The organism is Streptomyces sp. NPDC104307 (assembly GCF_055584045.1).
This window is the reverse complement of sequence record NZ_JBVJMU010000010.1, coordinates 154460-181167: the sequence shown is the minus strand read 5'-3', so window position 1 is coordinate 181167 and position 26708 is coordinate 154460. Positions and strand designations below refer to the sequence as shown.

21 protein-coding genes are annotated in these 26708 nt (G+C 70.1%); 17 read left to right on the top strand and 4 right to left on the bottom strand.

The window, feature by feature from the left end:
- Nucleotides 1-153 precede the first annotated feature (153 nt).
- Nucleotides 154-1977 carry a DUF4153 domain-containing protein gene (locus tag ACZ601_RS24645; protein WP_469541525.1) on the top strand — a complete coding sequence of 608 codons (1824 nt, stop codon included), beginning with the start codon at nucleotides 154-156 and terminating at the stop codon, nucleotides 1975-1977.
- A gap of 232 nt (nucleotides 1978-2209) precedes the next feature.
- Here ACZ601_RS24645 and ACZ601_RS24640 read toward each other — a convergent pair whose 3' ends face one another.
- Entirely contained in the window at nucleotides 2210-3763 is a 1554-nt protein-coding gene (locus ACZ601_RS24640) for an MFS transporter (RefSeq protein ID WP_469541522.1), read from the bottom strand.
- A gap of 235 nt (nucleotides 3764-3998) precedes the next feature.
- Here ACZ601_RS24640 and ACZ601_RS24635 point away from each other — a divergent pair, with 235 nt between their 5' ends.
- The 3 genes from ACZ601_RS24635 (at nucleotide 3999) to ACZ601_RS24625 (ending at nucleotide 6157) form a co-directional block, all read left to right on the top strand.
- Nucleotides 3999-4625, top strand: coding sequence for a TetR/AcrR family transcriptional regulator (locus ACZ601_RS24635; RefSeq protein WP_469541656.1), 627 nt, complete (start codon nucleotides 3999-4001; stop codon nucleotides 4623-4625).
- Nucleotides 4626-4765: 140 nt separating this feature from the next.
- Nucleotides 4766-5476: a ribonuclease HII gene (locus tag ACZ601_RS24630; RefSeq protein WP_311302839.1), complete on the top strand. Its 711-nt coding sequence runs from the start codon at nucleotides 4766-4768 to the stop codon at nucleotides 5474-5476.
- A gap of 60 nt (nucleotides 5477-5536) precedes the next feature.
- Nucleotides 5537-6157 carry a hypothetical protein gene (locus tag ACZ601_RS24625; RefSeq protein ID WP_469541518.1) on the top strand — a complete coding sequence of 207 codons (621 nt, stop codon included), beginning with the start codon at nucleotides 5537-5539 and terminating at the stop codon, nucleotides 6155-6157.
- 171 nt (nucleotides 6158-6328) lie between these two features.
- Here the strand turns inward: ACZ601_RS24625 and ACZ601_RS24620 are convergent, their stop codons facing one another.
- The gene (locus ACZ601_RS24620) at nucleotides 6329-6961 is read right to left on the bottom strand and encodes a hypothetical protein (protein ID WP_390091921.1); all 633 of its coding nucleotides are present in this window, start codon (nucleotides 6959-6961) and stop codon (nucleotides 6329-6331) included.
- A 217-nt stretch (nucleotides 6962-7178) separates the two neighbouring features.
- On the bottom strand, nucleotides 7179-9350 hold the full coding sequence (locus ACZ601_RS24615; RefSeq protein ID WP_469541514.1) for a RecQ family ATP-dependent DNA helicase: 2172 nt from the start codon (nucleotides 9348-9350) through the stop codon (nucleotides 7179-7181).
- A 111-nt stretch (nucleotides 9351-9461) separates the two neighbouring features.
- Between ACZ601_RS24615 and ACZ601_RS24610 the strand changes: the two genes are divergently transcribed.
- From ACZ601_RS24610 to ACZ601_RS24585, 6 genes are all read left to right on the top strand, one after another.
- Nucleotides 9462-10763 (top strand): DUF4192 domain-containing protein, encoded by a 1302-nt coding sequence (locus ACZ601_RS24610; protein WP_469541511.1) that lies wholly within the window; start codon nucleotides 9462-9464, stop codon nucleotides 10761-10763.
- Between the two features lie 153 nt (nucleotides 10764-10916).
- The gene (locus tag ACZ601_RS24605) at nucleotides 10917-11681 is read left to right on the top strand and encodes an NUDIX hydrolase (protein WP_469541508.1); all 765 of its coding nucleotides are present in this window, start codon (nucleotides 10917-10919) and stop codon (nucleotides 11679-11681) included.
- Between the two features lie 331 nt (nucleotides 11682-12012).
- Complete coding sequence (locus tag ACZ601_RS24600) at nucleotides 12013-13875, top strand: ATP-binding cassette domain-containing protein (protein ID WP_469541505.1); 1863 nt, start codon at nucleotides 12013-12015, stop codon at nucleotides 13873-13875.
- Nucleotides 13876-14055: 180 nt separating this feature from the next.
- Nucleotides 14056-14940: a FadR/GntR family transcriptional regulator gene (locus ACZ601_RS24595; protein ID WP_469541653.1), complete on the top strand. Its 885-nt coding sequence runs from the start codon at nucleotides 14056-14058 to the stop codon at nucleotides 14938-14940.
- A gap of 322 nt (nucleotides 14941-15262) precedes the next feature.
- Nucleotides 15263-16810, top strand: a complete 1548-nt coding sequence (locus ACZ601_RS24590; protein ID WP_469541501.1) for an RNA polymerase sigma factor — start codon at nucleotides 15263-15265, stop codon at nucleotides 16808-16810.
- Nucleotides 16811-16941: 131 nt separating this feature from the next.
- A complete protein-coding gene (locus tag ACZ601_RS24585) occupies nucleotides 16942-17772 on the top strand; it encodes a S1 family peptidase (RefSeq protein ID WP_469541498.1) in 831 nt (276 codons plus the stop codon).
- A 103-nt stretch (nucleotides 17773-17875) separates the two neighbouring features.
- On the opposite strand, the gene ACZ601_RS24580 is transcribed toward ACZ601_RS24585, so the two are convergent.
- Nucleotides 17876-18109: a DUF7455 domain-containing protein gene (locus tag ACZ601_RS24580; RefSeq protein ID WP_024489001.1), complete on the bottom strand. Its 234-nt coding sequence runs from the start codon at nucleotides 18107-18109 to the stop codon at nucleotides 17876-17878.
- A gap of 438 nt (nucleotides 18110-18547) precedes the next feature.
- Between ACZ601_RS24580 and ACZ601_RS24575 the strand changes: the two genes are divergently transcribed.
- From ACZ601_RS24575 to ACZ601_RS24545, 7 genes are all read left to right on the top strand, one after another.
- On the top strand, nucleotides 18548-20668 hold the full coding sequence (locus tag ACZ601_RS24575) for a DNA gyrase/topoisomerase IV subunit B (protein ID WP_440577927.1): 2121 nt from the start codon (nucleotides 18548-18550) through the stop codon (nucleotides 20666-20668).
- Nucleotides 20669-20843: 175 nt separating this feature from the next.
- Nucleotides 20844-21362: a DUF1453 domain-containing protein gene (locus tag ACZ601_RS24570; protein ID WP_469541493.1), complete on the top strand. Its 519-nt coding sequence runs from the start codon at nucleotides 20844-20846 to the stop codon at nucleotides 21360-21362.
- Nucleotides 21359-22522, top strand: a complete 1164-nt coding sequence (locus ACZ601_RS24565) for a sensor histidine kinase (protein ID WP_469541489.1) — start codon at nucleotides 21359-21361, stop codon at nucleotides 22520-22522. The genes ACZ601_RS24570 and ACZ601_RS24565 overlap by 4 nt, the downstream gene beginning before the upstream one ends.
- Nucleotides 22519-23196: a response regulator transcription factor gene (locus ACZ601_RS24560; protein WP_469541486.1), complete on the top strand. Its 678-nt coding sequence runs from the start codon at nucleotides 22519-22521 to the stop codon at nucleotides 23194-23196. Before ACZ601_RS24565 ends, ACZ601_RS24560 begins: the two co-directional genes overlap by 4 nt.
- 131 nt (nucleotides 23197-23327) lie before the next feature.
- Nucleotides 23328-23771 (top strand): DUF485 domain-containing protein, encoded by a 444-nt coding sequence (locus ACZ601_RS24555; protein WP_440577928.1) that lies wholly within the window; start codon nucleotides 23328-23330, stop codon nucleotides 23769-23771.
- Entirely contained in the window at nucleotides 23768-25360 is a 1593-nt protein-coding gene (locus ACZ601_RS24550; RefSeq protein ID WP_469541483.1) for a solute symporter family protein, read from the top strand. Before ACZ601_RS24555 ends, ACZ601_RS24550 begins: the two co-directional genes overlap by 4 nt.
- 307 nt (nucleotides 25361-25667) lie before the next feature.
- Nucleotides 25668-26687 carry a LacI family DNA-binding transcriptional regulator gene (locus ACZ601_RS24545; RefSeq protein ID WP_469541480.1) on the top strand — a complete coding sequence of 340 codons (1020 nt, stop codon included), beginning with the start codon at nucleotides 25668-25670 and terminating at the stop codon, nucleotides 26685-26687.
- Nucleotides 26688-26708: the final 21 nt, after the last annotated feature.

Genomic DNA, 26708 nt, shown 5'->3' with positions numbered 1-26708 from the left:
TTCCCCGTTCGGCCCGTGACGGTAACGGGGGGTTACTCTTTCGGCCACGCCGCCCTCGGTGATCATTACGACGGGTGCGCACCGATAGAGACGCCGGGGGGCCGCGCGCTGCCCAGGGCTCGCGTGGGCGGACCTCGGTGGGGGAGGGGTCCCATGTCCGATCACATACCAGAGTCACCCCGGCACGAGCGCGCTCCGGGGGCGTCGGAGCCGGTGGATCCGCCCGGACCGGCCGAGGCGGGAACGCCGGAGCCGGTGCCGGCCGCGGTGCAGATGTCCAAGCCCGTAGTGGCGCCCGCGCCCTCCGGTGCACCGGAGGGCGCGGGCGCACCGGACGAGCGCGCCGCGGTGCCTGAGCCGCCGAAGGTCCCGGCCTACGCGCGGCAGCCGCACCCGCGGCAGCCGCCCTCGCCCTGGGCGCACTCAGGCAGGCAGACACCCTCGGAGCTCACCCGGATCCGTCCCGCCGCACCCGGGCCCGTTCCTGCGGCCACTCTCTGGTCCGTCCTGGCCACCGCGCTGCTCAGCGCCCTGCTGCTCGGTGACGGGATCGGCCTGAACCTGTTCGTGGTGGCGGTCCCCGCGGCGCTCGCGGCGTACTTCGCCGCACGGGCGGCCGGCCGTGGGCTGCGCCCGTGGACCGCCGTCTGGGCCGTCGGTGGTCTCGCACTCCTCGCCGTACCGGCACTCCGCGACGCGGGCTGGCCGGTCTTCCTCGCCGTCGTGTCCGCCGTGGCAGTCGGTTCGCTCGCGCTGCACGGCAGCCGGGGCTGGCTCGGGATCTTCCTCGGTTCGCTGGGACTGCTCACCTCCGTCGCCGGATCGCTGGGCTGGGGTGTCCACGGAGTACGCGACCGGATGGCCGGCTCCCGCGGGCGCTGGGGCGTCGCGTTCCGCTCCACGGCCGCCGCGGTCGTGCTGCTCATCGTGTTCGGGGCGCTCTTCGCCAGCGCCGATGCCGCGTTCGCCGACGTACTGGGCAGCTTGATCCCCGATGTGTCGGTGGGCGAGGGCCCGTGGCGGCTGTTCCTCGCCGCGGTCGGGCTCGTGGGCGCGCTCGCGGCCGCGTACACCGCCGCCGCACCGGTGCGATGGGACGCGCTCACCGTTCCTTCCGGCCCGGCGCGCGGGCGGTTGGAGTGGGCGCTCCCGCTGATCGTCCTGAACCTGCTCTTCGCCGGCTTCCTCGCCATCCAGCTCACGGTGCTGCTCGGCGGCTACGACAAGGTGATGGCCGAGACCCATCTCAGCTACGCCCAGTACGCCCGCGAGGGCTTCTGGCAACTGCTCTGGGCCACCGTCCTCACGCTGCTGGTCATCGCCCTCGCACTCCGCTGGGCGCCGCGCGGCGGAGCACGCGACCGTACGCTCGTGCGCTCCGTGCTCGGCACGCTGTGTCTGCTCACGCTCGTCGTCGTCGCCTCCGCGCTGCGGCGCATGGATCTGTACGTCGATGCCTATGGCCTGACCCGGCTGCGCATCTCCGTGGCCGCGGTCGAGCTCTGGCTGGGCGTGGTCCTCCTGCTGATCATGGCGGCCGGGGTGTTCGGAGCGAAGATGCTTCCGCGCGCCGTCGCCGCGAGTGCGGCCGTCGGCGTACTGGCCTTCGGGCTGGTCTCACCGGACGGGCTGATCGCCGAACAGAACGTCCAGCGGTACAGCGACCATCATTCGATCGACATTCAGTACCTCCGCGGCCTCTCCGCCGATGCCGTGCCGGCCCTGGACACGCTTCCCGAGCCGCTGCGCTCGTGCGCCCTCGAAGAGATCCAGCGGACCTTGCGAGGCTCGGACGCGCCCTGGTACGCGACGAGCTGGGGCGAGGCGCGGGCCCGGGACATTCTCGGTGACTGGGATCCCGGTGCGCGGGTGCGCGACTGCCAGAGGCTCGGGTCGGGCGACATGGGGAACGAACGAGGCGACGGGGACGGCGGCACAAGCGGGGGCGACTCGTACGATCCGTACGACCCCTACTGATCCGCTGGTCCCGTACGCCTCGTACACCCGGTACGTCACTGCTGATCACTCGGCCTGTCCGGCCGGCCGGAACCGGACCGGACTCGTCCGTACGGAAGAATCCGGAGTCCGGTCCGGTTCCGGTGGACTCTTCCGTACGGACGGCGTGCGTGATTCGTACGGACGGCGTGCGTGACACGTCCGTCCGTACGGACGGCGTGCGTGACACGTCCGTCCGTACGGCGGCTGAGCGTTAGACGGCAGCTCCCCCTGCCGACGCCTTGCCGCTCAGCGCGTCCAGATCGCTCTTGCGCACCCGGATCACCAGAGCCGCGGTGAGCAGGGCGAGGGCCGCCATGGCCACCGCCGCGATGAACGCGGTGGAGATGCCCTGCGCGAGCACCTGGTGCCCCCAGTTTCCCGGCAGCTCGTGGGTCCTGGCGAACTCCGCCTTCTGTTCGGGCGAAGCCTTCGCCAGGAACTGCGGCACCTGCTTCTCCGCCTCGTTGCGGCTCGCTGTCCCGAAGACGGTGACCAGGATCGAGAGCCCCAGCGAACCACCTACCTGCTGGCTCGCGTTGAGCAGACTGGACGCCGCCCCCGCCTCGTGCTGGGCGACGCCGGAGACAGCGGTGAGGGTGAGCGTCACGAAGTTCAGCCCCATGCCGACGCCGAAGAACATCATCGGTCCCAGCACTCCGGACAGATAGCCGCTGTCGGAGGATATGAACGTGAGCCAGCCGAGACCGACACCGGTGAGTGCCGAGCCGGTGACCATGAAGGGCTTCGGTCCGAGGACCGGGAGCAGCCGCTGCGAGAGTCCGGCTCCGGCGGCGATCGCGACGGCCACGGGCAGGAAGGCCAGGCCCGATTGGATCGGCGTGTAGGCCAGTACGTTCTGCACGAACAGCACGATGAAGAAGAACATGCCGAGCATGGCCGCGGACAGGCTGAGCATGATGACGTACGTTCCGGAGCGGTTGCGGTCGGCGAACATCCGCAGTGGGGTGATCGGCTCCCTGGCGCGCATCTCGATGAGGACGAACGAGGCGAGCAGTACGACCGCGGCGCCGAACGAACTCAGTGTGAGGGAGTCGCTCCAGCCCTCCTCCGACGCCCTGATGAACCCGTACACGAGCGAGGCCATGCCCAGCGTCGAGGTCAGGGCTCCGGATATGTCGAAGCGGCCCGGATGCCTCTGCGACTCGTTGATGTACAGCGGAGCGAGTACGGCGATCAGAACGCCGATCGGCACGTTGACGAAGAAGACCCAGCGCCAGTCCAGCCATTCGGTGAGCATTCCGCCCGCGAGCAGGCCGACCGCGCCACCACCCGCCGACACGGCGGCGAAGACGCCGAAGGCGCGGTTGCGCTCCGGGCCCTCCGGGAAGGTGGTGGTGATGAGGGCGAGTGAGGTCGGTGAGGCGATCGCGCCGCCGATGCCCTGGAGCGCGCGGGCCGCCAGCAACTGCCAGGGCTCCTGGGCGAATCCGCCGAGCAGTGAGGCCAGGGTGAAGATCAGGATTCCGGCCATGAAGACCCGGCGGCGCCCGAGAATGTCCCCGGCGCGCCCGCCGAGCAGCAGCAGCCCGCCGAAGGTGAGTGTGTAGGCGCTGAGAACCCAGGAGAGGTCGGTGGTCGAGAAGCTCAGGGCGTTCTGGATGTGCGGGAGTGCGATGTTGACGATCGTGGCATCGAGCACAACCATCAACTGGCAGGCGGCGATGACGGTCAGGGCGATACCCGGGCGGCCCTGCCGGCGTGCCGGGCTCGGTGCGTCCCGTGCTTCTAACTGAGAGGTTGTCACTATGGATCCCCCACAAGTGAATTAGTGAACGGACCCGTTCACTGTTCCGGTAACGGTAGTGAATCCCCCTCAGTGAACGCAAGCGTTCACTGAGTCCGCTGCCACCCGGTCATGTCCGGTACCGCCGCCCGGCCGGGGACTGCTCGGTCCCGTCCGGCCCCGCATGCCGCCCTGTTCCGCCGTGCCTCCCCGGCCGGCGCGGGTGCGGCGAACCCGTTTCGATGGAGAGAAACTCATGGATACTTCGCGATCGGCAGCCGCCGCCCGGCCGCCGGTGGTGTCCCTTCGCCGCCGGGGCTCCGTGCTGGAACGCGCGATCCTCGAAGCCGCGCTGGAGCGGCTGAGCACGGTCGGCTGGAACGGGCTCACGATGGAGGGCGTCGCCGCGGGGGCCCAGACCGGGAAGGCGGCGATCTACCGGCGATGGCCCTCCAAGGAGGACCTGGTCGCCGACGCGTTGCGGCGCGCGCTGCCGCCGATGGGGGACGCGCCCGACTCCGGCAACATCCGTGACGACCTCTATCAGCTGTGCCGGACGCTGCGGGACGGCATGCTCTCCAAATCCGGCACCGCACTGCGGTCGGTCCTTCACGAATGTGACGCGAGCACGGCCGAACGGTTTCAGTCGGTGATTTTCCACAGTGTGATCGCGCCGTCGACCGACCTCATCCGGGAAGTGGTGAGCCGTGGGGTCGAACGGGGAGAGGTCCGCCCCGACGCCTTGCGCGGGCTGGCCTTCGACGTGATTCCCGCGATGATGATGTATCGCAGCAAGGTGTGCGGCAGCGAATGGAGTGACGGCGACATCGCTGAACTGATCGATCAGGTCGCGATGCCGTTCTTCCGCTCCGGCGCCAGCTGACGGGCCCCGCCGGACGCGGTTCCGGGCCTCCGCGGGCGAGGGTGCCGTGACCGGTCCGGCGGCGCGGCGCCGGACGGCGGCGGCCGGCACGTGCCCCGGGGTGTTCCCGGCCGCCGCATCGGCGTACGCTTGCTGGCGCCATGCCGTATGAACCACCCACGCACACCGTCGAGCGCTCACTGCGCGCCACCACCGGTGCCAGGACCGTCGCCGGTGTCGACGAGGTCGGGCGCGGAGCGTGGGCGGGTCCGGTCACCGTGTGTGCCGCCGTCACCGGTCTCCGCAGACCGCCCGCCGGACTCACCGACTCCAAGCTGATCAGCCCCAAGCGCCGCGCGGAGCTCGCGCCGCTGCTGGAGCGATGGGTCACCGCGTTCGGACTCGGTGACGCCTCGCCGCAGGAGATCGACGAACTCGGGATGACCGCCGCTCTGCGGCTCGCGGCCGTCCGCGCCCTGGAGGCGCTGCCGGTACGCCCGGACGCGGTGATCCTCGACGGCAAGCACGACTACCTGGGCTCACCCTGGCAGGTCCGTACCGTCATCAAGGGCGACCAGTCCTGTGTGGCGGTGGCGGCGGCCTCGGTGATCGCGAAGGTCCGCAGGGACACGGTGATGGCCGAACTCGGCGCGGAATCCGGTGAGTACGAGGACTTCGCGTTCGGTGCCAACGCCGGCTATCCGTCCCCCGTGCACAGGGCCGCGCTGGAGGAGCGGGGCCCGACGGCCCACCACCGCCTCTCGTGGTCCTACCTCGACGCGCTGCCCAGGTGGCAGCACCTCAAGAAGGTCCGCTTCTCCGCCGAGGCGGCCGCACTGGAAAGCGGGGGCCAGCTCGGCTTCGACTTCTGATCGCACACACGTACCCACCCGCTGATGGCTTGTGCGTCAGCGTTTGATAGACAACCACCCATGCCTCTCATCCCCGAGGAGCCTCAGATTCACGAGAGCGCCCAGGGTCCCCGCGCCACTCCGGCCACCGGCCGCACCGCGTCGACCCCTCGTCCCGTACCCGGCCCGCGTACAGCGGCCATGCCGCGCCCCGGTCGTCCGGGTCCCGGCCCCGCGCGGCCAGCGCCCCCGGCGCAGCGCCCGCACCCTGCCCCCGTCCGGCCCGAGGCCGCCGCGCCGGAGAACCGTTCCGCGCCGCAGCTCCAGCTGATCCCCGCCCCCGCCGACGGCGCGCTCGCCGCCGCCGACGAGGCGGTGGACCTGCTGCTCGACTCCGGTCGGGCTCCCGGCGACATCCTGGTGCTCACCACGGCCGGGCAACACCCGTGGGCAACGCACGAGCTGTCCTTCGGCGAGGCCGCTTATTGGGCCCAGCACGAAGCCGGCGACGACGTGTTCTTCGCCGGAGCCGCGGCCGTGGACCGGGTGAAGTCCCGGCCGGTGGTGATCATCGCGGTGAACGGTGTCGTCGATGACGCCGCCACCCGTGCGCTGGCCGCCGCGCGGCGGAGCGTCGGAGCCCTGCTGATCGTCTGTGGTGACCCGCAGCAGGTCAACGCGGTTCTCGGCGCGGGCGTCTGACCGCAGCACGATCGGGCCGGGGGTGGCTACTGAGCCCAGCCCCGGCCTGTCGTCAGCCCGTTCTTCGGGGACCTGCTCCGCAGCGCCCCCGGGTACTGGCGCCCGGCTGTTGGTGACCCTGCCTGTTGGTGACCCGGTCGCCCGCGAGGGCGGCCGGGTCCGCGGCCGGGGTCAGCGGGCCACGCTGCGGTGCAGTGCCTGGGCCGCGCCGCCGCCGGTGCGCGACGGGGCGGCCGGATCCTGGTCCAGCGCGGTGTCCGCGAGAGCCGCAGGCCGAGACGTGGAGCTGGGGCGACGGCCGCCCCTGCCCTCGCCCAGCACCTGCCAGCCGCCGGTGGTCAGCGTGATGTACGCGCCGCACCTCAGTCCGTGCAGGGTGCAGGCGTCCCGCAGCCCCCACATCCACGCCCCGTCCTCCTCCGTCCAGCGCTCGTCCCCCTCGCGGCAGTAGAGAAGTACTGCGGTACGGACGGGAGTACGGCGGCGGAGATCGTGCGGGATGACCCGGCGCAGATGCGCCAGCAGCGAGTTACGGAATTCCCAGCCGTCCGCCGTCACCGAGCGGCGGGCGAACGAGGCACTGGCCGTCAGGCGTTCCTCGTGATCGAGCACGGCCACAACGGCGGTCGCCGGAGTCGGCCGGTGCCTGGCGTGCAGGCCGCTGACGACCTCGCGCGGGCTGCGCAGCAGCGGTATGCCCGCCGCGGCCCACTCGGCCGGTTCGAGTATCCGGGCAAGGCGGTTGGCGGAGTCGGCGGCTGCCGACATGGAAGTGGCTGCGGACGGAGCGAATCCGAAGGTCACGGTCCTCCCTTCGCATACGCGCCCACGATGCGGGCAGGGTCGGGTGAGGGCGCGCCGTGGCACAGCCCTTCCGGGCCCGATAAGAACTGTGCGGGGAGCGAGTCCAATTCTCCCTGGCGTATCGGCAGGCGGCAACGAGCAATTGGCGCAGCTGACGGTAATCAGCTGGAATGACACGGATATCCCTGCCCAATCGGGCCCCGGCTGACGCCACCTGTCACGCCTGAACAGCGAGGACCAGCGGAAACACCGCGTCAGCGCCGGCCCGGCGCAACAACCGGGCCGTCACGGCAAGCGTCCATCCGGTGTCCGAGAGATCGTCCACGAGCAGCACGGGACCGTGTGCCTGCGCCAGGGCCTCGGCCAGCTCGGTTCCCACGACGAGCGTCTCGTGCAGAGCCCGGACACGATGCGCGCTGTTGGTCTGCGAGATCCGGATCCCGTCGGCCTCCGGGGCATGGCCGACGCTGCCGAGGAAGGGCATCCGCCCGACCTCTGCGATACGGCTGCCGAGCGACTGGACGAGCTGTGGCCTGCTGTGCGAGGCGATGGTGACCACACCGACCGGCCGGGGCACGGCGTCCGCCGCACCGGACGCCCACCCGCCGGGCCCCTTCGCCCAGTCGGCCAGCACGGTGACCACCGCGTCGACCACATCGTCGGGCACCGGTGTGTCCGGTGCCTGCGGCGCCAGCATGGGGCGCAGCCTGTTGCCCCAGCCGATGTCGGACAGCCGGCCCAGCGCGCGTCCGGTACCGGACAGCTCCCCCGCGGGGATACGGCCCTTGAGATCGACGCCCACCGCGGCGAGGCCGGTCGGCCACATCTTGCGCGGCTCCACCTCGACACCCGGCCTGCGCAGCTCACCCTGGGCGGTGTCCAGCGCGGCCGAGGAGACGCCCTGGTCGAAGCGTGCTCCGGCGCAGTTGTCACAGCGCCCGCAGGCGGTCGCCTCCTCGTCGTCGAGCTGGCGGCGCAGGAACTCCATCCGGCAGCCGTCCGTCGTGGCGTAATCGCGCATCGCCTGCTGCTCGGCGGCCCGTTGGCGGGCGACCCAGGCATAGCGTTCCGTGTCGTAGACCCAGGGCTCTCCGGTGGCGACCCAGCCGCCCTTGACCCGGTGGACGGCCCCGTCGACGTCGAGAACCTTGAGCATGGTCTCCAGCCGCGTGCGCCGCAGGTCGACCAGGGGTTCCAGGGCGGGCAGCGAGAGCGGGCGGCCTGCCTGGGCGAGGACGTCGATCGTGCGCCGGACCTGATCCTCCGGCGGGAAGGCGACCGAGGCGAAGTACTGCCAGATCGCCTCGTCCTCCTTGCCGGGAAGCAGCAGTACTTCCGCGTGTTCTACACCTCGGCCCGCACGGCCCACCTGCTGGTAGTAGGCGATGGGGGAGGAAGGTGAGCCCAGGTGCACGACGAATCCGAGGTCGGGCTTGTCGAATCCCATGCCCAGAGCGGAAGTTGCCACCAGCGCCTTGACGCGGTTGGCAAGCAGATCGTCCTCCGCCTGCTGCCGCTCGGCGTTCTCGGTACGGCCGGTGTAGGAGGCGACGGTATGCCCGCACTGACGGAGGTAGGCGGTGATCTCCTCCGCCGCGGCGACCGTCAGGGTGTAGATGATCCCCGAACCGGGCAGCTCCTTGAGATGATCACCGAGCCAGGCCAGCCGGTGGGCGGCGTTGGGAAGCTGCAGCACACTGAGGCTGAGGCTCTCGCGGTCCAGCGGACCGCGCAGCACGAGGGCGTCCGTACCCGCTCCGGTGCCCAGCTGCTCCGCGACGTCAGCTGTCACGCGGGCGTTGGCCGTGGCGGTGGTCGCGAGCACCGGTACGCCCGAGGGCAGATCGGCGAGCATGGTCCGAAGGCGCCGGTAATCGGGGCGGAAGTCATGGCCCCAGTCGGAAATGCAGTGCGCCTCGTCGACCACGAGCAGCCCGGTCGCGGCGGCGAGCCTGGGCAGGACCTGGTCCCGGAAGTCCGGATTGTTGAGCCGCTCCGGGCTGACCAGCAGTACGTCCACCTCCCCGGCCGCCACTTCGGCCTGGACGGTGTCCCACTCCTCTGTGTTGGACGAATTGATCGTGCGGGCGCTGATGCCGGCTCGGGCCGCGGCCGTGACCTGGTTGCGCATCAGAGCCAGCAGGGGCGAGACGATGACGGTCGGGCCGCTGCCCTGGGCCCGCAGGAGCGAGGTGGCGACGAAATACACGGCTGACTTGCCCCAGCCGGTCCGCTGGACGACCAGCGCTCTGCGCTTGTCGGCGACCAGCGCCTCGATGGCTCGCCACTGATCCTCGCGCAGCCGGGCGGTGCCGGAGGCGTCCCCGACGAGTCGGGCCAGTACGGAGTCGGCCGAAGCCCTGAGCTCTGCGCGGTCTGCGTTGGTCATGCCCCCATGCAACCCGATGGGTACGACAAACCGCGAACGACCGCGCTGCCCCTGTGGATAACTTATCCACAGGGGGTCGCGGATTCTTGCCCGGCACGAGACCGTCATCCCATGAACAAGCACCACGAATCCACCGGCCCCTCCGACGAGCAGCAGATCACCCTGCGAGGCCCGGCCGAGCTGGCCGACGCCCTCCCGTATCTCATGGGATTCCATCCGAACGACAGCGTGGTGATGGTCGCCCTGCACGGTGGCCGGGGCCGCTTCGGCGGGCGGCTCAGGCTCGGCATCCCACAGTCCGCGCAGGAGTGGCCGTCGGTTGCCGAGCAGCTCGCGGAATGCCTGATCAAGGGGAGCGAGCGGCGTGGCGACCGGCCCGACGCGATCGTCGTCTTCCTCTGCCAGGACCCGGCCGACGGAGAGACCGGCAACCAGGTCATGGAGCGGCTCCGGCCCTTCGCCCAACGACTGCGCACCGCCTGTGGAGCACTGGACGTGCCGGTGCTCGAAGCGCTCTGCATCTCCGACGACCGCTACTGGTCCTACTGCTGCCCCGATGCCCGGTGCTGCCCGGCCGACGGCACCCCGCTGGCCGTGCCCGGCACCTCGGTCATGGCGGCGGCAGCTACCTACGCGGGCGTTCAAGTACGGGGATCGCTGCGCGAGATGGAGGCGAGGCTGACACCCCTGGCGGCTACGGCGAGCAGTGGGCAGCAGCAGGCGCTCGACCGGGCGGGGTCCGCACTGCTGCCGAAGCTTCTCGACGAGGAGGGCCGCAAAGAGGTCGGAGGATCGACGCTGAAGCTCGCCCAGCAGCTCATGAAACGCCTCGGGGAGGTACCGACTGCGATGCCCTCGCTGACCGACCTCAACGACGACCGGCTGATCAGCCACGAGGAGGCCGCAGCGGTGATTCTCGGCCTCCAGGACCGGGAGACCCGCGACAGGGCCGCCGAGTGGATGGAGGGGCCAGAGGCCGAGTCCGCGCTGAGGTTGTGGCGGGCGCTGGCACGCCGCTGTGTCGCGCCGTACGTGGAGCACGCGGCGGCTCCGCTCACCCTGGCCGGCTGGGTCGCCTGGTCCACCGGGGACGAGCCGGCCGCGCGGGTCGCGCTGGGCCTCGCTCTGCGGCTGGACCCCGGTTACACGTTCGCCCAGCTGCTGCACGAGGCCTGCAACCAGGGGCTCGATCCGGAGACGCTGCGACGTTGCCTGCGCGGCGAACGCGCCACCAGGACAGTACGGCGCGGCCGCGGCACGGGACGGGTCGCGGGGGCCCGTTCCGTACGGGCGCACGCGGCCGGGCGGCGCCGGCCACGACAGGGCTCCGCCGGGCCCGGAGCGGCGACCGACCGGCGCCGCGCCGGACAGCCCCGGACGCAAGGCCGCCGGGGGTCCAGGACCCGTCGATGACGGCGGACGCGGTACGGGCGGCCGGCTCCTGGACCCCGGGGCGCGGGGGAGCACGGGACGGAGCGCCTTCGCAGCGGCGCTGCCTGTGCGGGGAAGGGCGAAGAGCGCGACGAAAGGAGTGTTTATCGTCAGGCAGACGACTATGATCACGGCATGCCGCCCTACGACCCGTCGACCTTCCCGCCCTTCGCCGTCACCGTCGACCTGGTCGTGCTCACGGTCCGCCGTCATGCGCTCTGCGCGCTGGTGGTGCGCCGAGGCGAATCGCCGTTCCAGGGCAGGTGGGCGTTGCCCGGCGGCTTCGTCAAAGCCGATGAGGACCTCGGAGCCGCCGCGGCGCGTGAGCTCGTCGAGGAGACCGGGCTCTCCGCGCACGACCCGGTGGTTCCCGCTGTCGGGAACGGCGCTCACCTCGAACAGCTCGCCACCTACGGGGACCCGGGGCGCGATCCACGGATGAGGGTCGTCAGCGTCGCCCATCTGGCGCTGGCCCCCGACCTGCCGGCGCCCAAGGCGGGCGGGGACGCGAACAGTGCCCGCTGGGCACCTGTCGGTGACCTGCTCGGGCCCGAGGGTGGATACGGCCGCGACGGTGAACACCCGGCGCCGTTGGCCTTCGATCACGCGCGGATCCTGGCCGACGGTGTGGAGCGGGCCCGCTCCAAGATCGAGTACTCCTCGCTGGCCACCGCTTTCTGTCCGCCGGAGTTCACGGTCGGGGAGCTTCGCAGGGTGTACGAAGCGGTCTGGGGTGTCGTGCTCGACCCGAGGAACTTCCACCGCAAGGTGACAGGCACCCCCGGGTTCCTGGTGCCCTCCGGCGGCACGACCACCAGGCAGGGCGGCCGTCCCGCGCAGCTGTTCCGGTCGGGCGCGGCGACCGTACTCAACCCGCCGATGCTCCGGCCCGAGGTCTGATCCCGCTTCGACGGGGCGAGTCCCCGCCGACGCCGTACGGCCGATGCGTGTCCGTACCGGCGAGGCATGCCCGTACGCGGTGCGTGCCCGGCCCCTGATGTGTGCCCGGCCAACCGATGCCTGTCCGTGCACCTGATGCGTGCCGGCCAACCGATGCCTGGCCGGGCGGCGTGTGGGTGCCCGTGTGCCGAATGCGCGGGCCGCTGGAATTCACGCGGAGGTGAGGCCGGAACGCCGGGGATGCAGCGTTGCGCAAAAAGTCGGATATGTCGGGTTATCTTTCTGCGGTACCCACTGCCGTCGAGCGGTCTCACCTCGTGCGAGAGAAGCGATGCTCCAGGCCATCGGACTGACCAGCGCCCGCCACCGCGGACTTCCGCCCGCCGTGGACGACCTCACGTTCGAGGCCGGCTCCGGCTGCGTCACCGCCCTGCTGGGCGCGCGGGGTTCCGGAAAGACCGCGGCTCTGCGGCTGATGCTCGAACTGGATCCGGGCCGGGGAATCACCTACTTCCGGGGCAGAGCGCTGCATCGCGTCGCGCAACCCGCCCGCGAAGTGGGAGTGGTCCTCGGGGACGTGCCGGGCCACCCGGTCCGCACCGCCAGGGGACAGCTCCGCATGCTCTGTGCCGCGGCGGGCGTACCGGCGTCCAGGGCCGACGAACTCCTCGACACCGTTGGCCTCGCCGGTCTCGGTGACCAGCGCATCGCCTCGCTCTCCCCGGGCATGGACCGCAGGCTGGCCCTTGCGTCCGCGCTGCTCGGTGACCCGCACACGCTCATCCTCGACGAACCCGCGGAAGGCCTCGACGCGCGAGAGGCCGACTGGCTGCACGGGGTGCTGCGATCCCACGCGACCAGGGGCGGCACCGTGCTGTACACCACCAGCGACGCCAAGGAGGCCGCGAGGGCCGCAGGGCAGGTGGCGGGGCGGGTGGTGTCCATCGACGGCGGACGGCTCGTCGCGGATCAGGACGTCGTCGAATTCGCCCGCACCCGGCTCCGCCCTCGCGTCGCGGTCCGTTCCCCGCACGCCGCCCGGCTCGCCGCGGTCGTCAGCCGCGAGGCGAGGGCGGCCCGGCGCTCCGTCGAGGTCGTCACAGAGGCGAGCAGCAACCGGCTCTCCGTCTACGGCAGCAGCTGCGCGGAGATCGGGGACACGGCGTTCCGGCACGGGCTTCCCGTTCACCAACTCGCGGACGAAGTCGGAGACACGGGCCCGGTCGTCAGCGACGTGGCTCCCGGAGGTCCCGCCTCCCGGACGACCGGGTCCGGCGTGACCGCGCACAGCGGGGCGGCGGCCACCCGAACCCGGCCGGACGGATCGGGTTCCGACGGCGCCGGGCCCGCCAGGGCGGAGGGCTCACCGGCACCGAACGCCGCCGCGAAGGATCTTCCGCCGCCGATCAGGCGGCGTCCCGCCCGTGGTCCGCTGCGCCCGGTGCGCTACGAACTGCGCCGCCTCTTCGGAGTCAGGACCACGGCACTGATCATGGCCGTCGCCCTGGTCGCGTCGGCCGGGATCTCCGTGCTGCTCGCCCGCGACGGCCGTACGCCGCTGCCCAACGTGCTTGCCGCCTGGCCATCGCTGCTCCCGCTGCCGCCCGCCGCGATCTGCGCCGGGCTGCTCGGGGCGCTCTCCTTCGGTGACGAGTTCCGGTATCCCGCGCTCGCCGCCGGCCGAGGCACCGTACCCCGCCGCCTCGGGCTGCTCCTCGCCAAGCTGGTGGTGTCCGCGGGGGTGGCCCTGCTGCTCGCCCTGCTTGTCGTACTGGCCTCCGCGGCGTCTCTTCGCCTCGTGTACGGCGGAGACTTGATCCGGATTCCGCCGAATGTGATGTCGCTGGGCGTGAGTTGGTCGGGCCTGACCGTCGGCTGCGCCTGGGCCGGACTACTGGCCGCCGGAATCTTCCGGGTGACGGCGGCGGGTGTGGCCGCGGTGCTCGCCGTTCCGGTGCTGATGGTTCCCCTCGTCCAGCGGATGCCGAAGGCGCCGACCGCCCGTTCGATGGCCGGACTTCCGGGACGGCTGAGGGAACTGGCCTGGCCGCACTGGCCGCACGAGACGGACCGGTGGCTGTTGGCCGCGGTGCGGGTCGTGGCCCATCCGGTGGGGACCGCATTGACCCTGTCGTTGTCGGTCCTCATCTGCGCGTATCTGTTCACCAGCGTTCGCGGCAGGGTGCGTTGGTGATCGCGCGGTGGCACCGGATCGCCAAAGTTCCACAACTCCATTTGAATTGCCCGTTTTATACCAATAAGGCGTCAATTGGGAAGCGGGTACCGATCACCCTTTCGTGTGCTTTTCACCAAAGACCTCAAGGGGTGGCTGAGCCGCGCCGACAAAGGATGCGTGAGTACCCTTGCGCACACCATGATGACCGCCGCCCGCTCTGCCGACTCCGGCCTCGCCGGCTCGGGCGAACTCGACCGTTACCCCTACGCGGACGCGCCGGCCGGCGAGCGTGCCGCCATTCGTTCCTGGAGCGGTACCGACAATGAGCTCGGCAGGGTGGGCCGGCGGGGATCGGCCAGCCGTGGCCGAGGCCTGCACGGCCAACTTGTCCAGCAGCTCGGACAGATGATCGTCTCCGGAGACCTGGGCGCTGACCGCCCCTTGGTCCCGGAGGAGATCGGTCAGCGATTCGAGGTCTCCCGCACCGTCGTACGGGAGTCGCTGCGTGTGCTGGAGGCGAAGGGGCTGGTGAGCGCCCGCCCCAATGTGGGCACCCGCGTCAGGCCTGTCAGTGACTGGAATCTGCTCGACCCCGACATCATCGAATGGCGTGCCTTCGGCCCGCAGCGCGAAGACCAGCGTCGCGAGCTGAACGAGCTCCGGTGGACGATCGAGCCGCTGGCCGCCAGCCTCGCTGCGGGCCATGGCCGGGATGATCTTCAGCAGCGCCTCGCCGACATGGTCGAGATCATGGGGCACGCACTCGGGCAGGGCGACGTGATCACCTGTGCCCGTGCCGACGCGGAGTTCCATGCCCTGCTGATCCAGGCCGCGGGCAACCGCATGCTGGAGCACCTCTCCGGCATCGTTTCCGCCGCCCTGCACGTCTCGGGTGGGCCGGTGACCGGTTGTGACCGCCCGAATGAGGGATCGCTCGGCCATCACGCGCGGATCGTCGACGCCCTCGCGTCCGGCGACTCCGCAGGCGCCGAATCAGCCATGCGCCAGCTGCTCGCGGTCCCGCTGGAGCTGGAGGCGGAGTCGGCCGAACCGGTGGTGCCGGCGCCGCGCGAGCAGCACTGAGCGCGGCACTTGGCGGGTGTGCCGGCCGTGTGCCGCCGGGCCCCCGCGGTCCGGCGGCATAATTGTGAGGGGATGCCCCTCATGGTCGCGTTCGTCGGAAATGGGGTGTGACTCGGGCCACGCGGATTGGGCGTAACACTCCTCGAAACAGCGCGATGACTTAAGAGGTGACCGCCGCGGAAGGAATACAGCAGCCATTCAGTGTGCTGTGCAGTTCTGAGGCATAGCCCGCGCCGTCGGCACATTCCCAGCCGACGGTCGTCGGTTCAGCCCTCTCCTGGGCCGGGCCGGAAGCCGTTTCCATCGTTCCGAGAGGTTGTTCGTGTCGGCCAGCACATCCCGTACGCTCCCGCCGGAGATCGCCGAGTCCGAATCTGTGATGGCGCTCATCGAGCGGGGAAAGGCTGATGGGCAGATCGCCGGCGATGACGTGCGTCGGGCCTTCGAGGCTGACCAGATTCCGCCAACCCAGTGGAAGAACGTTCTGCGCAGCCTCAACCAGATCCTCGAGGAAGAGGGTGTGACGCTGATGGTCAGTGCCGCGGAGCCGTCGAAGCGCGCCCGCAAGAGCGTCGCAGCCAAGAGCCCGGTCAAGCGCACCGCCACCAAGACTGTCGCGGCCAAGACGACCGTGACGCGGACCGTCGCGGCCACCGCCGCCCCGTCCGCCGAGACCGTGGACGTGGTGGCCGATGACGCCACCGCAGCCGCCCCCGCGAAGAAGGCGGCAGCCAAGAAGACGGCTGCCAAGAAGACCGCCGTGAAGAAGACGGCGGCCAAGAAGACCGCGTCGAAGAAGGCCGGCAAGCAGGACGACGAGGCCCTCGACGGCGACGAGGCGGCCGAGGAAGTCAAGGCCGGCAAGGGTGAGGAAGAGGAGGGCGAGGGCGAGAACAAGGGCTTCGTCCTCTCCGACGACGACGAGGACGACGCACCCGCGCAGCAGGTCGCCGTCGCCGGCGCCACGGCCGACCCGGTCAAGGACTACCTGAAGCAGATCGGCAAGGTCCCGCTCCTCAACGCCGAGCAGGAGGTCGAGCTCGCCAAGCGCATCGAGGCGGGTCTGTTCGCCGAGGACAAGCTGGCGAACGCCGACAAGCTCGCGCCGAAGCTCAAGCGTGAGCTGGAGATCATCGCCGAGGACGGCCGCCGCGCCAAGAACCACCTGCTGGAGGCCAACCTCCGTCTCGTGGTCTCGCTGGCCAAGCGGTACACCGGCCGCGGCATGCTCTTCCTGGACCTGATCCAGGAGGGCAACCTCGGTCTGATCCGCGCGGTCGAGAAGTTCGACTACACCAAGGGCTACAAGTTCTCCACGTACGCCACCTGGTGGATCCGGCAGGCGATCACCCGCGCCATGGCGGACCAGGCCCGCACCATCCGTATCCCGGTGCACATGGTCGAGGTCATCAACAAGCTCGCGCGCGTGCAGCGCCAGATGCTCCAGGACCTGGGCCGCGAGCCCACCCCGGAGGAGCTGGCCAAGGAACTCGACATGACCCCCGAGAAGGTCATCGAGGTCCAGAAGTACGGCCGTGAGCCGATCTCCCTCCACACCCCGCTGGGTGAGGACGGGGACAGTGAGTTCGGTGACCTGATCGAGGACTCCGAGGCGGTCGTCCCGGCCGACGCGGTCAGCTTCACGCTCCTCCAGGAGCAGCTGCACTCGGTGCTCGACACGCTTTCCGAGCGTGAGGCCGGCGTGGTCTCCATGCGCTTCGGTCTGACCGACGGACAGCCGAAGACGCTGGACGAGATCGGCAAGGTCTACGGCGTGACGCGTGAGCGCATCCGTCAGATCGAGTCCAAGACCATGTCGAAGCTGCGTCACCCGTCGCGTTCGCAGGTGCTGCGCGACTACCTCGACTAGGCCGGGGGAGTATCCGGAACGAGGGCTCGCATCCCACAGGGATGCGAGCCCTCGGCATATGTGGGGGTGCGGATCGGCGTCGGCGCGATGACTCTGGGTAGGCATGGTCCATCACAGAGTCAGGAGTACGTATGTCCCGCACCGTCGTCCGCACCATGACCGGGGCGCTCGCCCTCACTGCCGCCGCGGCCGTGATACCGCTCGCGTCCCCCGCTTCGGCGGTCGCGGACAGCATCGTCATCGGAGGTCAGCCCGCCCAGGTCAAGGACAGTCCGTGGGTGGTGGCGCTCTCCAGCCGCAGCCGCTTCGGGGACACCCGTGCCGGCCAGTTCTGCGGCGCCGTGGCGGTGGGGCCGCAGAAGGTGCTGACCGCCGCGCACTGCCTCAGCCGCGAGGCGCTCGGCACCGATGTCGGCCAGGTGCGCGATCTGCGGATCATCTCCGGGCGGAACGAGCTGAACGGTTCCGGCGGCAAGGAGATCGCGGTGAGCGGGACGTGGGTCAACCCCGGGTTCGACGCCACCACCAACAGCGGGGACGTCGCCGTGCTGACGCTCGCCGAAGCGCTCCCGGAGCAGGACGTGATCCCGATGGCCGAAGCCGGTGACGCCGGGTACCGGGCGGGTACCGCCGCGGTCGTCTACGGGTGGGGTGACACCACGGGCAACGGTGACTACGCCTCGTCACTCAGGTCAGCGAAAGTGACCGTTCTGCCGGACAGCTCGTGCGAGGAGGCCTACCCGGGCGGCAGGAACGGCACGTACGAGGCCTCAGCGATGCTCTGTGCGGGCGAACCGCAGGGCGGGTACGACGCATGCCAGGGCGACAGCGGAGGGCCCCTGGTGGCCCAGGGGCGGCTCGTGGGGCTGGTGTCCTGGGGAGCCGGCTGCGGCCAGGCCGGGAGCCCCGGGGTCTATACGCGGATTTCCGCCGCCATCGGGTGGATGGCGGACGCCGACTGACGGCACCGGTTCCGGGTACGAGAACGGGCGGCTCCCTCCGGTGGAGGGAGCCGCCCGTCGGTCGGTACAGGACCGGCCCCTGGCTCGTCGTGGATGCGAGGTATCAGTGTTGTTCCTCTTCGGCGGCTTGGGCCTGCACGGCCGTCAGTCGGTCCGTCTCATCCTGTATTTCCGCGGCGATCTTCTTGAGTTCCGGCTCGAACTTGCGACCATGGTGGGCGCAGAAGAGCAGTTCACCGCCACTGATCAGGACGACGCGCAGATATGCCTGGGCGCCGCAACGGTCACAGCGGTCTGCTGCGGTCAGCGGGCTCGCGGGGGTCAGAACAGTAGTCACGTCGCCTCTTCTCTAGCTCGACGAGCTGTCGTACCAGGGTCAACATCCAACCAGGCCGAAAACGTTCCCGCTCGTGGCTTTTCTTCGAAACTTCTTCTCGGGAAGGCTGTCTGTTGCCGGTTCGCGGCGAATGTGCCGTATTGCTTGGCGCTACGGTTTCGCGTTGCTTGTCTTGGTCGGTCCGTCCGACCGGCTGGCTTGCCGGCTTGTTCATGAGGACGTGCCCGGAGCCTAAATGGTTCATGCCTGGAAGGGAACGTGATGTGCACGTCACTCCGACGAGGGATCGAACGTGTATGCGAGGCTGGACTAGTGTGAGGGTTCTCCTAGGGTGGCGTTACACCCGCTCTACCAGGCCTCGGTACCCTCTCAGCGGCAACCGAAGCCGAGCCCGTTACCCACTGGGCCCCAAATGAAATTCAGCGAGGAGCGAACCGCGTGACCGCCGATACGTCCGTGCCGTCCACTGCGCTGCTGACCGGAGCAGACCAAGACGGTTCCAACTACACCGCGCGGCATCTGCTCGTACTCGAGGGGCTCGAAGCGGTTCGCAAGCGCCCCGGGATGTACATCGGGTCCACCGACAGCCGCGGCCTCATGCACTGCCTCTGGGAAATCATCGACAACTCGGTCGATGAGGCCCTCGGCGGCTACTGCGACCACATCGAGGTCATCCTCCACGACGACAACTCCGTCGAGGTCCGTGACAACGGCCGGGGCATCCCGGTCGACGCGGAGCCCAAGACCGGGCTGTCGGGCGTCGAGGTCGTGATGACCAAGCTGCACGCCGGAGGCAAGTTCGGAGGCGGCGCGTATGCCGCCTCCGGTGGTCTCCACGGCGTGGGCGCCTCCGTCGTGAACGCCCTCTCCGCCCGGCTCGACGTGGAGGTCGACCTCCACGGCGCGACCCACTCGATCAGTTTCCGCCGCGGGGTCCCCGGCATCTTCACCGAGCAGGGGCCGGAAAGCCCCTTCGACCCGGCCAACGGGCTGCTCAAGGGCAAACGGGTCCCGAAGACGCGTACCGGTACGAGGGTGCGGTTCTGGGCCGACCGGCAGATCTTCCTCAAGGACGCCAAGCTCAATCTGGACACGCTCTACCAGCGGGCCCGCCAGACGGCCTTCCTCGTCCCCGGCCTCACCATCGTCGTGCGCGACGAGCGAGGCCTGGACGGAGAGGGCAAGACGGAGGAGACGTTCCGCTTCGACGGCGGGATCAGCGAGTTCTGCGAGTACCTGGCCCAGGACAAGGCGGTCTGCGACGTCCTGCGCCTGACGGGGCAGGGCACGTTCAAGGAGACCGTGCCCGTGCTCGACGATCGCGGCCACATGACGGCGACCGAGGTCACCCGGGAGCTGGTCGTCGACATCGCGATGCGCTGGGGGACCGGTTACGACACCACCCTCAAGTCCTTCGTCAACATCATCGCCACCCCCAAGGGCGGCACCCATGTGAGCGGTTTCGAACGCTCGGTGACGAAGACGGTCAATGAAGTGCTCCGCTCCGCGAAGATCCTTCGCGTCGCCGAGGACGACATTGTCAAGGACGACGCCCTGGAGGGCCTCACCGCGGTCGTGACCGTGCGGCTGGCGGAGCCCCAGTTCGAGGGGCAGACCAAGGAGGTGCTCGGCACCTCCGCGGCCAACCGGATCGTCGCCAATGTGGTCGCCAAGGAGCTCAAGGCGTTCCTGACGTCCACCAAGCGCGACGCGAAGGCCCAGGCCAGGGCCGTCTTGGAGAAGGCGGTGGCCGCCGCACGCACCCGGATCGCGGCCCGCCAGCACAAGGACGCCCAGCGCCGGAAGACGGCTCTGGAATCCTCTTCACTGCCCGCGAAGCTCGCCGACTGCCGCAGCGACGACGTCGAGCGCAGCGAGCTGTTCATCGTGGAGGGTGACTCCGCGCTCGGCACCGCCAAACTGGCCCGGAACAGCGAGTTCCAGGCCCTGCTGCCGATCCGGGGCAAGATCCTCAACGTTCAGAAGGCATCCGTCTCCGACATGCTGAAGAACGCCGAGTGCGGCGCGATCATCCAGGTCATAGGAGCAGGGTCCGGTCGGACCTTCGACATCGACGCCGCGCGCTACGGCAAGATCGTGCTGCTGGTCGACGCCGATGTGGACGGCGCCCACATCCGTATTCTGCTGCTGACGCTCTTCCAGCGGTACATGCGGCCGATGGTCGAGGCGGGTCGGGTCTTCGCCGCGGTGCCTCCGTTGCACCGGATCGAGCTCGTCCAGCCGAAGAAGGGCCAGGACAAGTACATCTACACGTACTCGGACAACGAGCTGCGCACGCGGCTGCTGGAGCTCCAGCGCAAGAACGTCCGGTACAAGGACTCGATCCAGCGCTACAAGGGTCTGGGCGAGATGGACGCCGACCAGCTGGCGGAGACCACGATGGACCCGCGCTTCCGCACCCTGCGGCGGATCAACATCGGCGATCTGGAATCGTCCGAGCAGGTCTTCGATCTGCTGATGGGCAACGAGGTGGCACCCCGCAAGGAGTTCATCACCAGCTCGGCGGCCACGCTGGACCGCTCGCGCATCGACGTCTGAGTCCGCGGCCCGCAGGACCGGCCCGTTCGGCCGGCCCGCACGTCACCGGAGCCGTCGTCTCCACCCGTGGGTGCAGACGACGGCTCCACCCACGTTCAACCCCTGAGCCGATCCCCTGAACCGGCCGTTTCCGTAGCGTCGGAGCCACAGAACTCCCCGCCATTCGGAGGCTTCCATGTCCGGGCTCGTCAATGTCCTGGTGACCGTCGCGGTCATCGCTCTCGTCGTGGTCCGCCAGTTCTCTGCCCGGCAGATCTCCGGCGACCGGCGCTGGTGGCTCCTGCCCGGCATCCTGCTCGTCATGGCGCTGCGCGAGCCCGGACTCGTCGACGAGCACCACGAGGCCCTCTCCGTCGCCGTCCTGGGAGCACAGCAGGCCGTCGGGCTGGTCACGGGCGCGGCCTGGGGATGGACAGCCCGGCTGTGGCGCGGGGAGGACGGCGCCCTCTGGAGCAAGGGGACCGGGGCCACCGTCTACGTCTGGACCGGGAGCCTGGTGCTGAGGGTGGCCGTCTACGGGGTGGCCGCCGCGCTGGATGTACATCAGGGCAGCTCGGCCGTGATGATGGCTCTCGCCGTGACGCTGCTGGTGCGCAGTGGGGTCCTGGTCTTGAGGGCTGCCGGGACACCCGCGTCGTACGGTGATACCGCTGACCGCGCACCGTTCCGGCAGACATGGAAGGACCGTGTGTGACACCGGCCGCATGGACGAGCTGGCCTTCACGAGAGGCTCTCGCGCGGGAGAAGCGCACCCGTTCGAGGACCGTCATCGGGTGGTCCGTACGGGCAGGGCTGCTCACCGTGATGCTCTGGGGGACGTTCACAGGCGGACTGTTCGAGCCCTGGGAGATCGCGGTCGGCCTGATCGGGGTGTTCGGCTGCGCGGTGCTCGCGGTGGCCTTCTTCCGGGTCAGCCTGGAGAACCACCTGTGGCTCTCGCTGGGCACGCTCGCCCTTCTGATGCTGGCGGCGTTCGGGGCGCAGGCGGCCGGGGCCACGGTGCCGGCGGTGGTGCTCTGGTGCGGTTGCGCGGTCACGGCTCTGGAGCGGTTGCCGCTGGTCGCGGGAGTCCCGTCCACGTCGGTGGCGCTCGGCGCGTACGCCGTGGTGAACACCGACAACTGGCTGTCCACCGCTGCGACCACGGCCGGGCTCTGTCTCGCGGGCTACGTACTGCGTCTGGACGCCGAGGCCCGGGGAAGCGCGCGGCGGCTTCTCGCGCAGGAGCGGGCCGCGAGGGTGGCGGAGGCCGAGACGGCTGCCCTGGACGAGCGGTCCAGGATCGCCCGGGAGATCCACGACGTGCTCGCCCACAGTCTCTCCGCGCAGCTGGTGCACCTGGAGGCGGCGCGGCTGCTGATCGAGAGGGAGCCCGCGGGGGAGTTCCGGGACCTGGTCCTGCAGCGGGTGGTCGCGGCCCGCTCCATGGCCCGTGAGGGGCTTGCGGAGACCCGCCAGGCGCTCTCCGCCCTGCGCGGCGAGGTGTCCCCGGTGGAGGACTTCCTGCGGCAGCTGGTGGCGGCCGAGCCGGCCGAGGTCAGGGTGGAGGGGGAGCACCGGAAGCTGACCGCCGAGGCCTCGCAGGCGGTGCGGCGCGTCGCACAGGAGGCGCTGACCAATGTGCGCAAGCACGCGCCCGGCGCCCGGGTGCTCATCCGGCTGGAGTACCTGCCGGACGGGATCGCCCTGGAGGTCAGCGATTCGGGCGGCAGAAGTCCTGAGGGCGACCTCGCTGTCAGTGGCTCCGGATACGGTCTGCTGGGAATGCGGGAACGCGCCGAACTGCTCGGCGGCACGCTGGAGGCCGGTCCCGGCGAGGAGGGGTTCGTGGTGAATCTGCGGGTGCCCGCGTGAGCGCGCGGGTGGTGGTGGCGGACGACCAGTCGGTGGTGCGCGAGGGAATCGTCATGCTGCTGGGCCTGCTGCCCGGGATCGAGGTGGTCGGATCGGCGAAGGACGGGGAGGAGGCCGTCGCCCTGGTGGCAGAGCATGCCCCCGACGTGGTCCTGATGGACCTGCGCATGCCCCGCTGCGACGGCGTGGAGGCGACGCGCCGGATCCGCAAGGACCATCCCGGCACCCAGGTCGTCGTGCTCACGACCTTCGCGGAGGACGATTCGCTCTTCCCCGCGCTCCGGGCGGGGGCCCGCGGCTATCTCACCAAGGACGCGGGGGGAGACGAGATCGTGCGGGCCATCGAGGCAGTCCTCTCGGGCGAGGTCGGCCTCTCGCCCGCCGTGCAGCGCCGGCTGCTGGAGCAGGTCACCACGGGGCCGTTGCCACTGGCCGCGGGCACCGAGCCGGAGCTGCCCGACGGGATGACCCCGCGCGAGGCCGAGGTGCTCGTCCTGATCGCCGAGGGGATGTCCAACGCGGAGATCGCCCGCAGCCTGCACATCTCCCAGGCCACCGTGAAGAGCCACATCAACAACCTGTTCGCCAAGGCGGGGCTCCGCGACCGCGCCCAGGCGGTCCGCTATGCGTACGTTCGAGGGCTCGCACAGCCGCCCGGCACATCCTTCACCTGAAGAGGTGAAGTCTCGCGAATGAAGCGCCCGGGATCTTCCCGATCTGACCATTCTTGGATACGCGGCCGAAGTGGTCCGTGGACAAGGGGAGTTGTTCGGTGGAGAAGGAAGCAGGGCGCGAGTCCGCAGCGGTGCGACTCGACGACCCGTGGTACGACGCGCTCGCCTCCGGTTGGGGGGAACTGGACAGTACGGGAAGCTTCGCGCCCGCCGGGACAGCTGATTCCGTGGTGCCGCAGCGCGGCCACAGTGCGGCGGACATCTATTTGGAGGTACAGCGCAGCGAAGCCTTCCAGGAGGTGCGGCGCCGGTACCGGCGCTTCATCGTCCCCGCCACCCTGGCGTTCTTCTTCTGGTACCTCGCCTACGTGGTCATGGCGGTCACCGCGCCCGGCCTGATGGCAAGACCCGTGGCCGGTGCCGTCAACGTCGCCATGGTGGCGGGACTCGGACAGTTCCTCACGACGTTCCTGCTCACCGGTGCGTACGCGCGGCACGCGCGGCTGCGCAGGGACCGGGCAGCGCTCGACCTGCGCTGGGAGACACAGGAGATGACGCGGGGGGCCGCGCGTTGAGCGGGAATCACCAGACCCTGGCGCTTCTGCTGTTCAGCGTCTTCATCGCCGTGACACTCGGCATCACCACCTGGGTGAGCCGCAACCGGCATGGTTCCGCCGAGGAGTTCTACGCGGGCGGGCGGCTGTTCTCGCCCATGGAGAACGGTTTCGCCATCGCCGGCGACTACATGTCGGCCGCGTCCTTCCTCGGTATTTCCGGTCTGATCGCCCTCTTCGGCTACGACGGCATGCTCTACTCGGTCGGCTTCCTGGTCGCCTGGCTCGTCGTACTGCTGCTCGTCGCGGAACTCGTCCGCAACTGCGGCCGGTTCACCCTGGCCGATGTGGTGGCGGCGCGGATGGCCGAGCGGCCGGTCCGGATCGCGGCGGGGACGTCTTCCGTCACGGTCTCCGTGCTCTACCTCGTGGCGCAGATGGTGGGCGCGGGGAGCCTGGTGGCGCTGCTGCTCGGCGGCACGAGCGGGGCCGCCCGGTCCTGGACCGTCATCGGTGTCGGGGCGCTCATGGTGATCTATGTGTCGCTCGGCGGTATGCGCGCCACCACCTGGATCCAGATCGTGAAGGCCGTCCTGCTGATGGTGGGCACGATCGTGCTCACCGTGCTCGTCCTGGTGCGCTTCCACGGCAATGTCAACGAGCTGCTCAACTCCGCTGCCGACCGCAGCGGCAACGGCAAGAAGTTCCTCTCGCCCGGTCTCCGGTACGGCGGCACCTGGACGGCACGCGTCGACTTCATCAGCCTCGGCCTGGCACTGGTGCTCGGCACGGCCGGGCTGCCGCACATCCTGTCGCGGTTCTACACCGTGCCCACCGCCCGTGCGGCACGCCGGTCGGTCGTCTGGTCGATCGGCCTCATCGGCAGCTTCTATCTGATGACGATCGTGCTCGGATTCGGGGCGGCGGCGCTGGTCGGCACGGCGGACGTACGGGCCTCGAATCCCGCCGGAAACACGGCTGTTCCCCTGCTGGCCCTGGTGCTCGGCGGTGGCGAGGGATCCACCGGGGGAACGATTCTGTTCGCCGTTGTCGCCGCCGTGGCCTTCGCGACCATCCTGGCCGTCGTCGCCGGAATCACGCTGGCCTCCTCGGCCTCCGTCGCCCACGACCTCTACGCCTCGCTCCGTCGCCCGGGTTCCAAGCAGCGCAGCGAGGTCGCCGTGGCCAGGGTCGCGGCGGCGGGGATCGGGGTGGCCGCCATCGGGCTCGGCCTGCTCGCCCAGGACCTGAACGTGGCCTTCCTGGTGGGCCTGGCCTTCGCGGTCGCGGCGTCCGCGAATCTGCCCGTGCTCCTCTACTCGCTGTTCTGGCGGAACTTCACCACGCGTGGCGCGGTCTGGTCGGTCTACGGAGGTCTGATCCCCGCCGTGCTGCTCGTCGTCTTCTCCCCGGTCGTCTCGGGCAGCGCCACCTCGCTCTTCCCCGGCGTGGACTTCCAGCTCTTCCCGCTGGAGAACCCGGGCCTGGTCTCGATCCCATTGGGGTTCCTGGCCGGCTGGATCGGTACGGTCACCTCGAAGGAGCCGCCGGATGTGGCCAAGCACGCGGAGACCGAGGTCCGCGCGCTGACCGGCGCCGGCGCCGTCTGAAGTCCAACTCGCCCGGATGCGGCGGGAGCGCGCCCGCACAACCACGAGCAGCGCGGAGAGTTGCGCGTCGAGGGGTGCCGGAATGAGACTGATGACGAGTACGGTGACGCCGTCGGCGATGGTCGGCCCGCATGACGTACCTGCGGGAAGCACCGCCCCGGTACCGCCGAGTCGGTGCGGTGTTCCGGCAGGGCGTGAGTAGCACGCTTGGGGTGGAAACGGTGCACGGCATTCCGGAGTTTCGCGAGATTGTCTCGTTTCCCACTCCACGCAATCCGCTTGCGCTTCTTGCGCTAATCTTGCACACATGACGCGACGACTTGCTCAGGTGGCACAAAAGGTTGGAGTCAGCGAGGCCACGGTCAGCCGGGTGCTCAACGGCAAGCCAGGAGTCTCCGACGCCACGCGGCAGGCCGTCCTGTCCGCGCTGGACGTGCTCGGTTACGAGCGGCCGACCCAACTGCGCGGCGAGCGGGCCCGGCTGGTCGGCCTGGTCCTGCCCGAGCTGCAGAATCCGATCTTCCCCGCTTTCGCCGAGGTGGTCGGGAGCGCGCTCGCCCAGCAGGGGCTCACGCCCGTCCTGTGCACCCAGACCAAGGGGGGCGTCTCCGAGGCGGAGTACGTCGAACTGCTCCTGCAGCAGCAGGTCTCGGGCGTCGTCTTCGCCGGTGGCCTCTATGCCCAGACCGACGCACCGCACGATCACTACAAGGTGCTGGCCGACCGGAAGATCCCCGTCGTCCTCATCAACGCGGCCATCGATCACCTCGACTTCCCCGGCATCTCCTGCGACGACACCGTGGCCGTCGAACAGGCCTGGCGGCACCTCGTCTCGCTCGGCCACGAGCGCATCGGCCTGGTGCTCGGCCCCTCGGACCACGTGCCCTCGCAGCGCAAGCTGGCCGCCGCCATGGTGCTCGCGGAGGAGGCCGGTACGGCCATGCCGGACAAGTGGGTCGCCAGGGCGATGTACTCCCTGGAGGGCGGGCAGGCGGCCGCCATGCGGCTGCTGGACGAAGGGGTCACGGGGTTCATCTGCGCCAGCGACGTGCTGGCCCTCGGAGCGGTGCGCGCGGCACGCCGCCGCGGCCTCTCGGTGCCCGCGGACGTCTCCGTCGTCGGGTACGACGACTCGGCGTTCATGAACTGCACGGAGCCCCCGCTGACCACGGTCCGCCAGCCGATCGAGGCCATGGGGCGGGCCGCGGTCGAACTGCTCTCCGTGCAGATCGGCGGGCGTACCGTGCCGTCCGACGAGCTGCTCTTCGAGCCCGAACTGGTGGTGCGCGGCTCCACGGCCCAGCCCCCGCGCAGCACTTCCCGCTGACCGTCGCGATTTTGCGCCTGG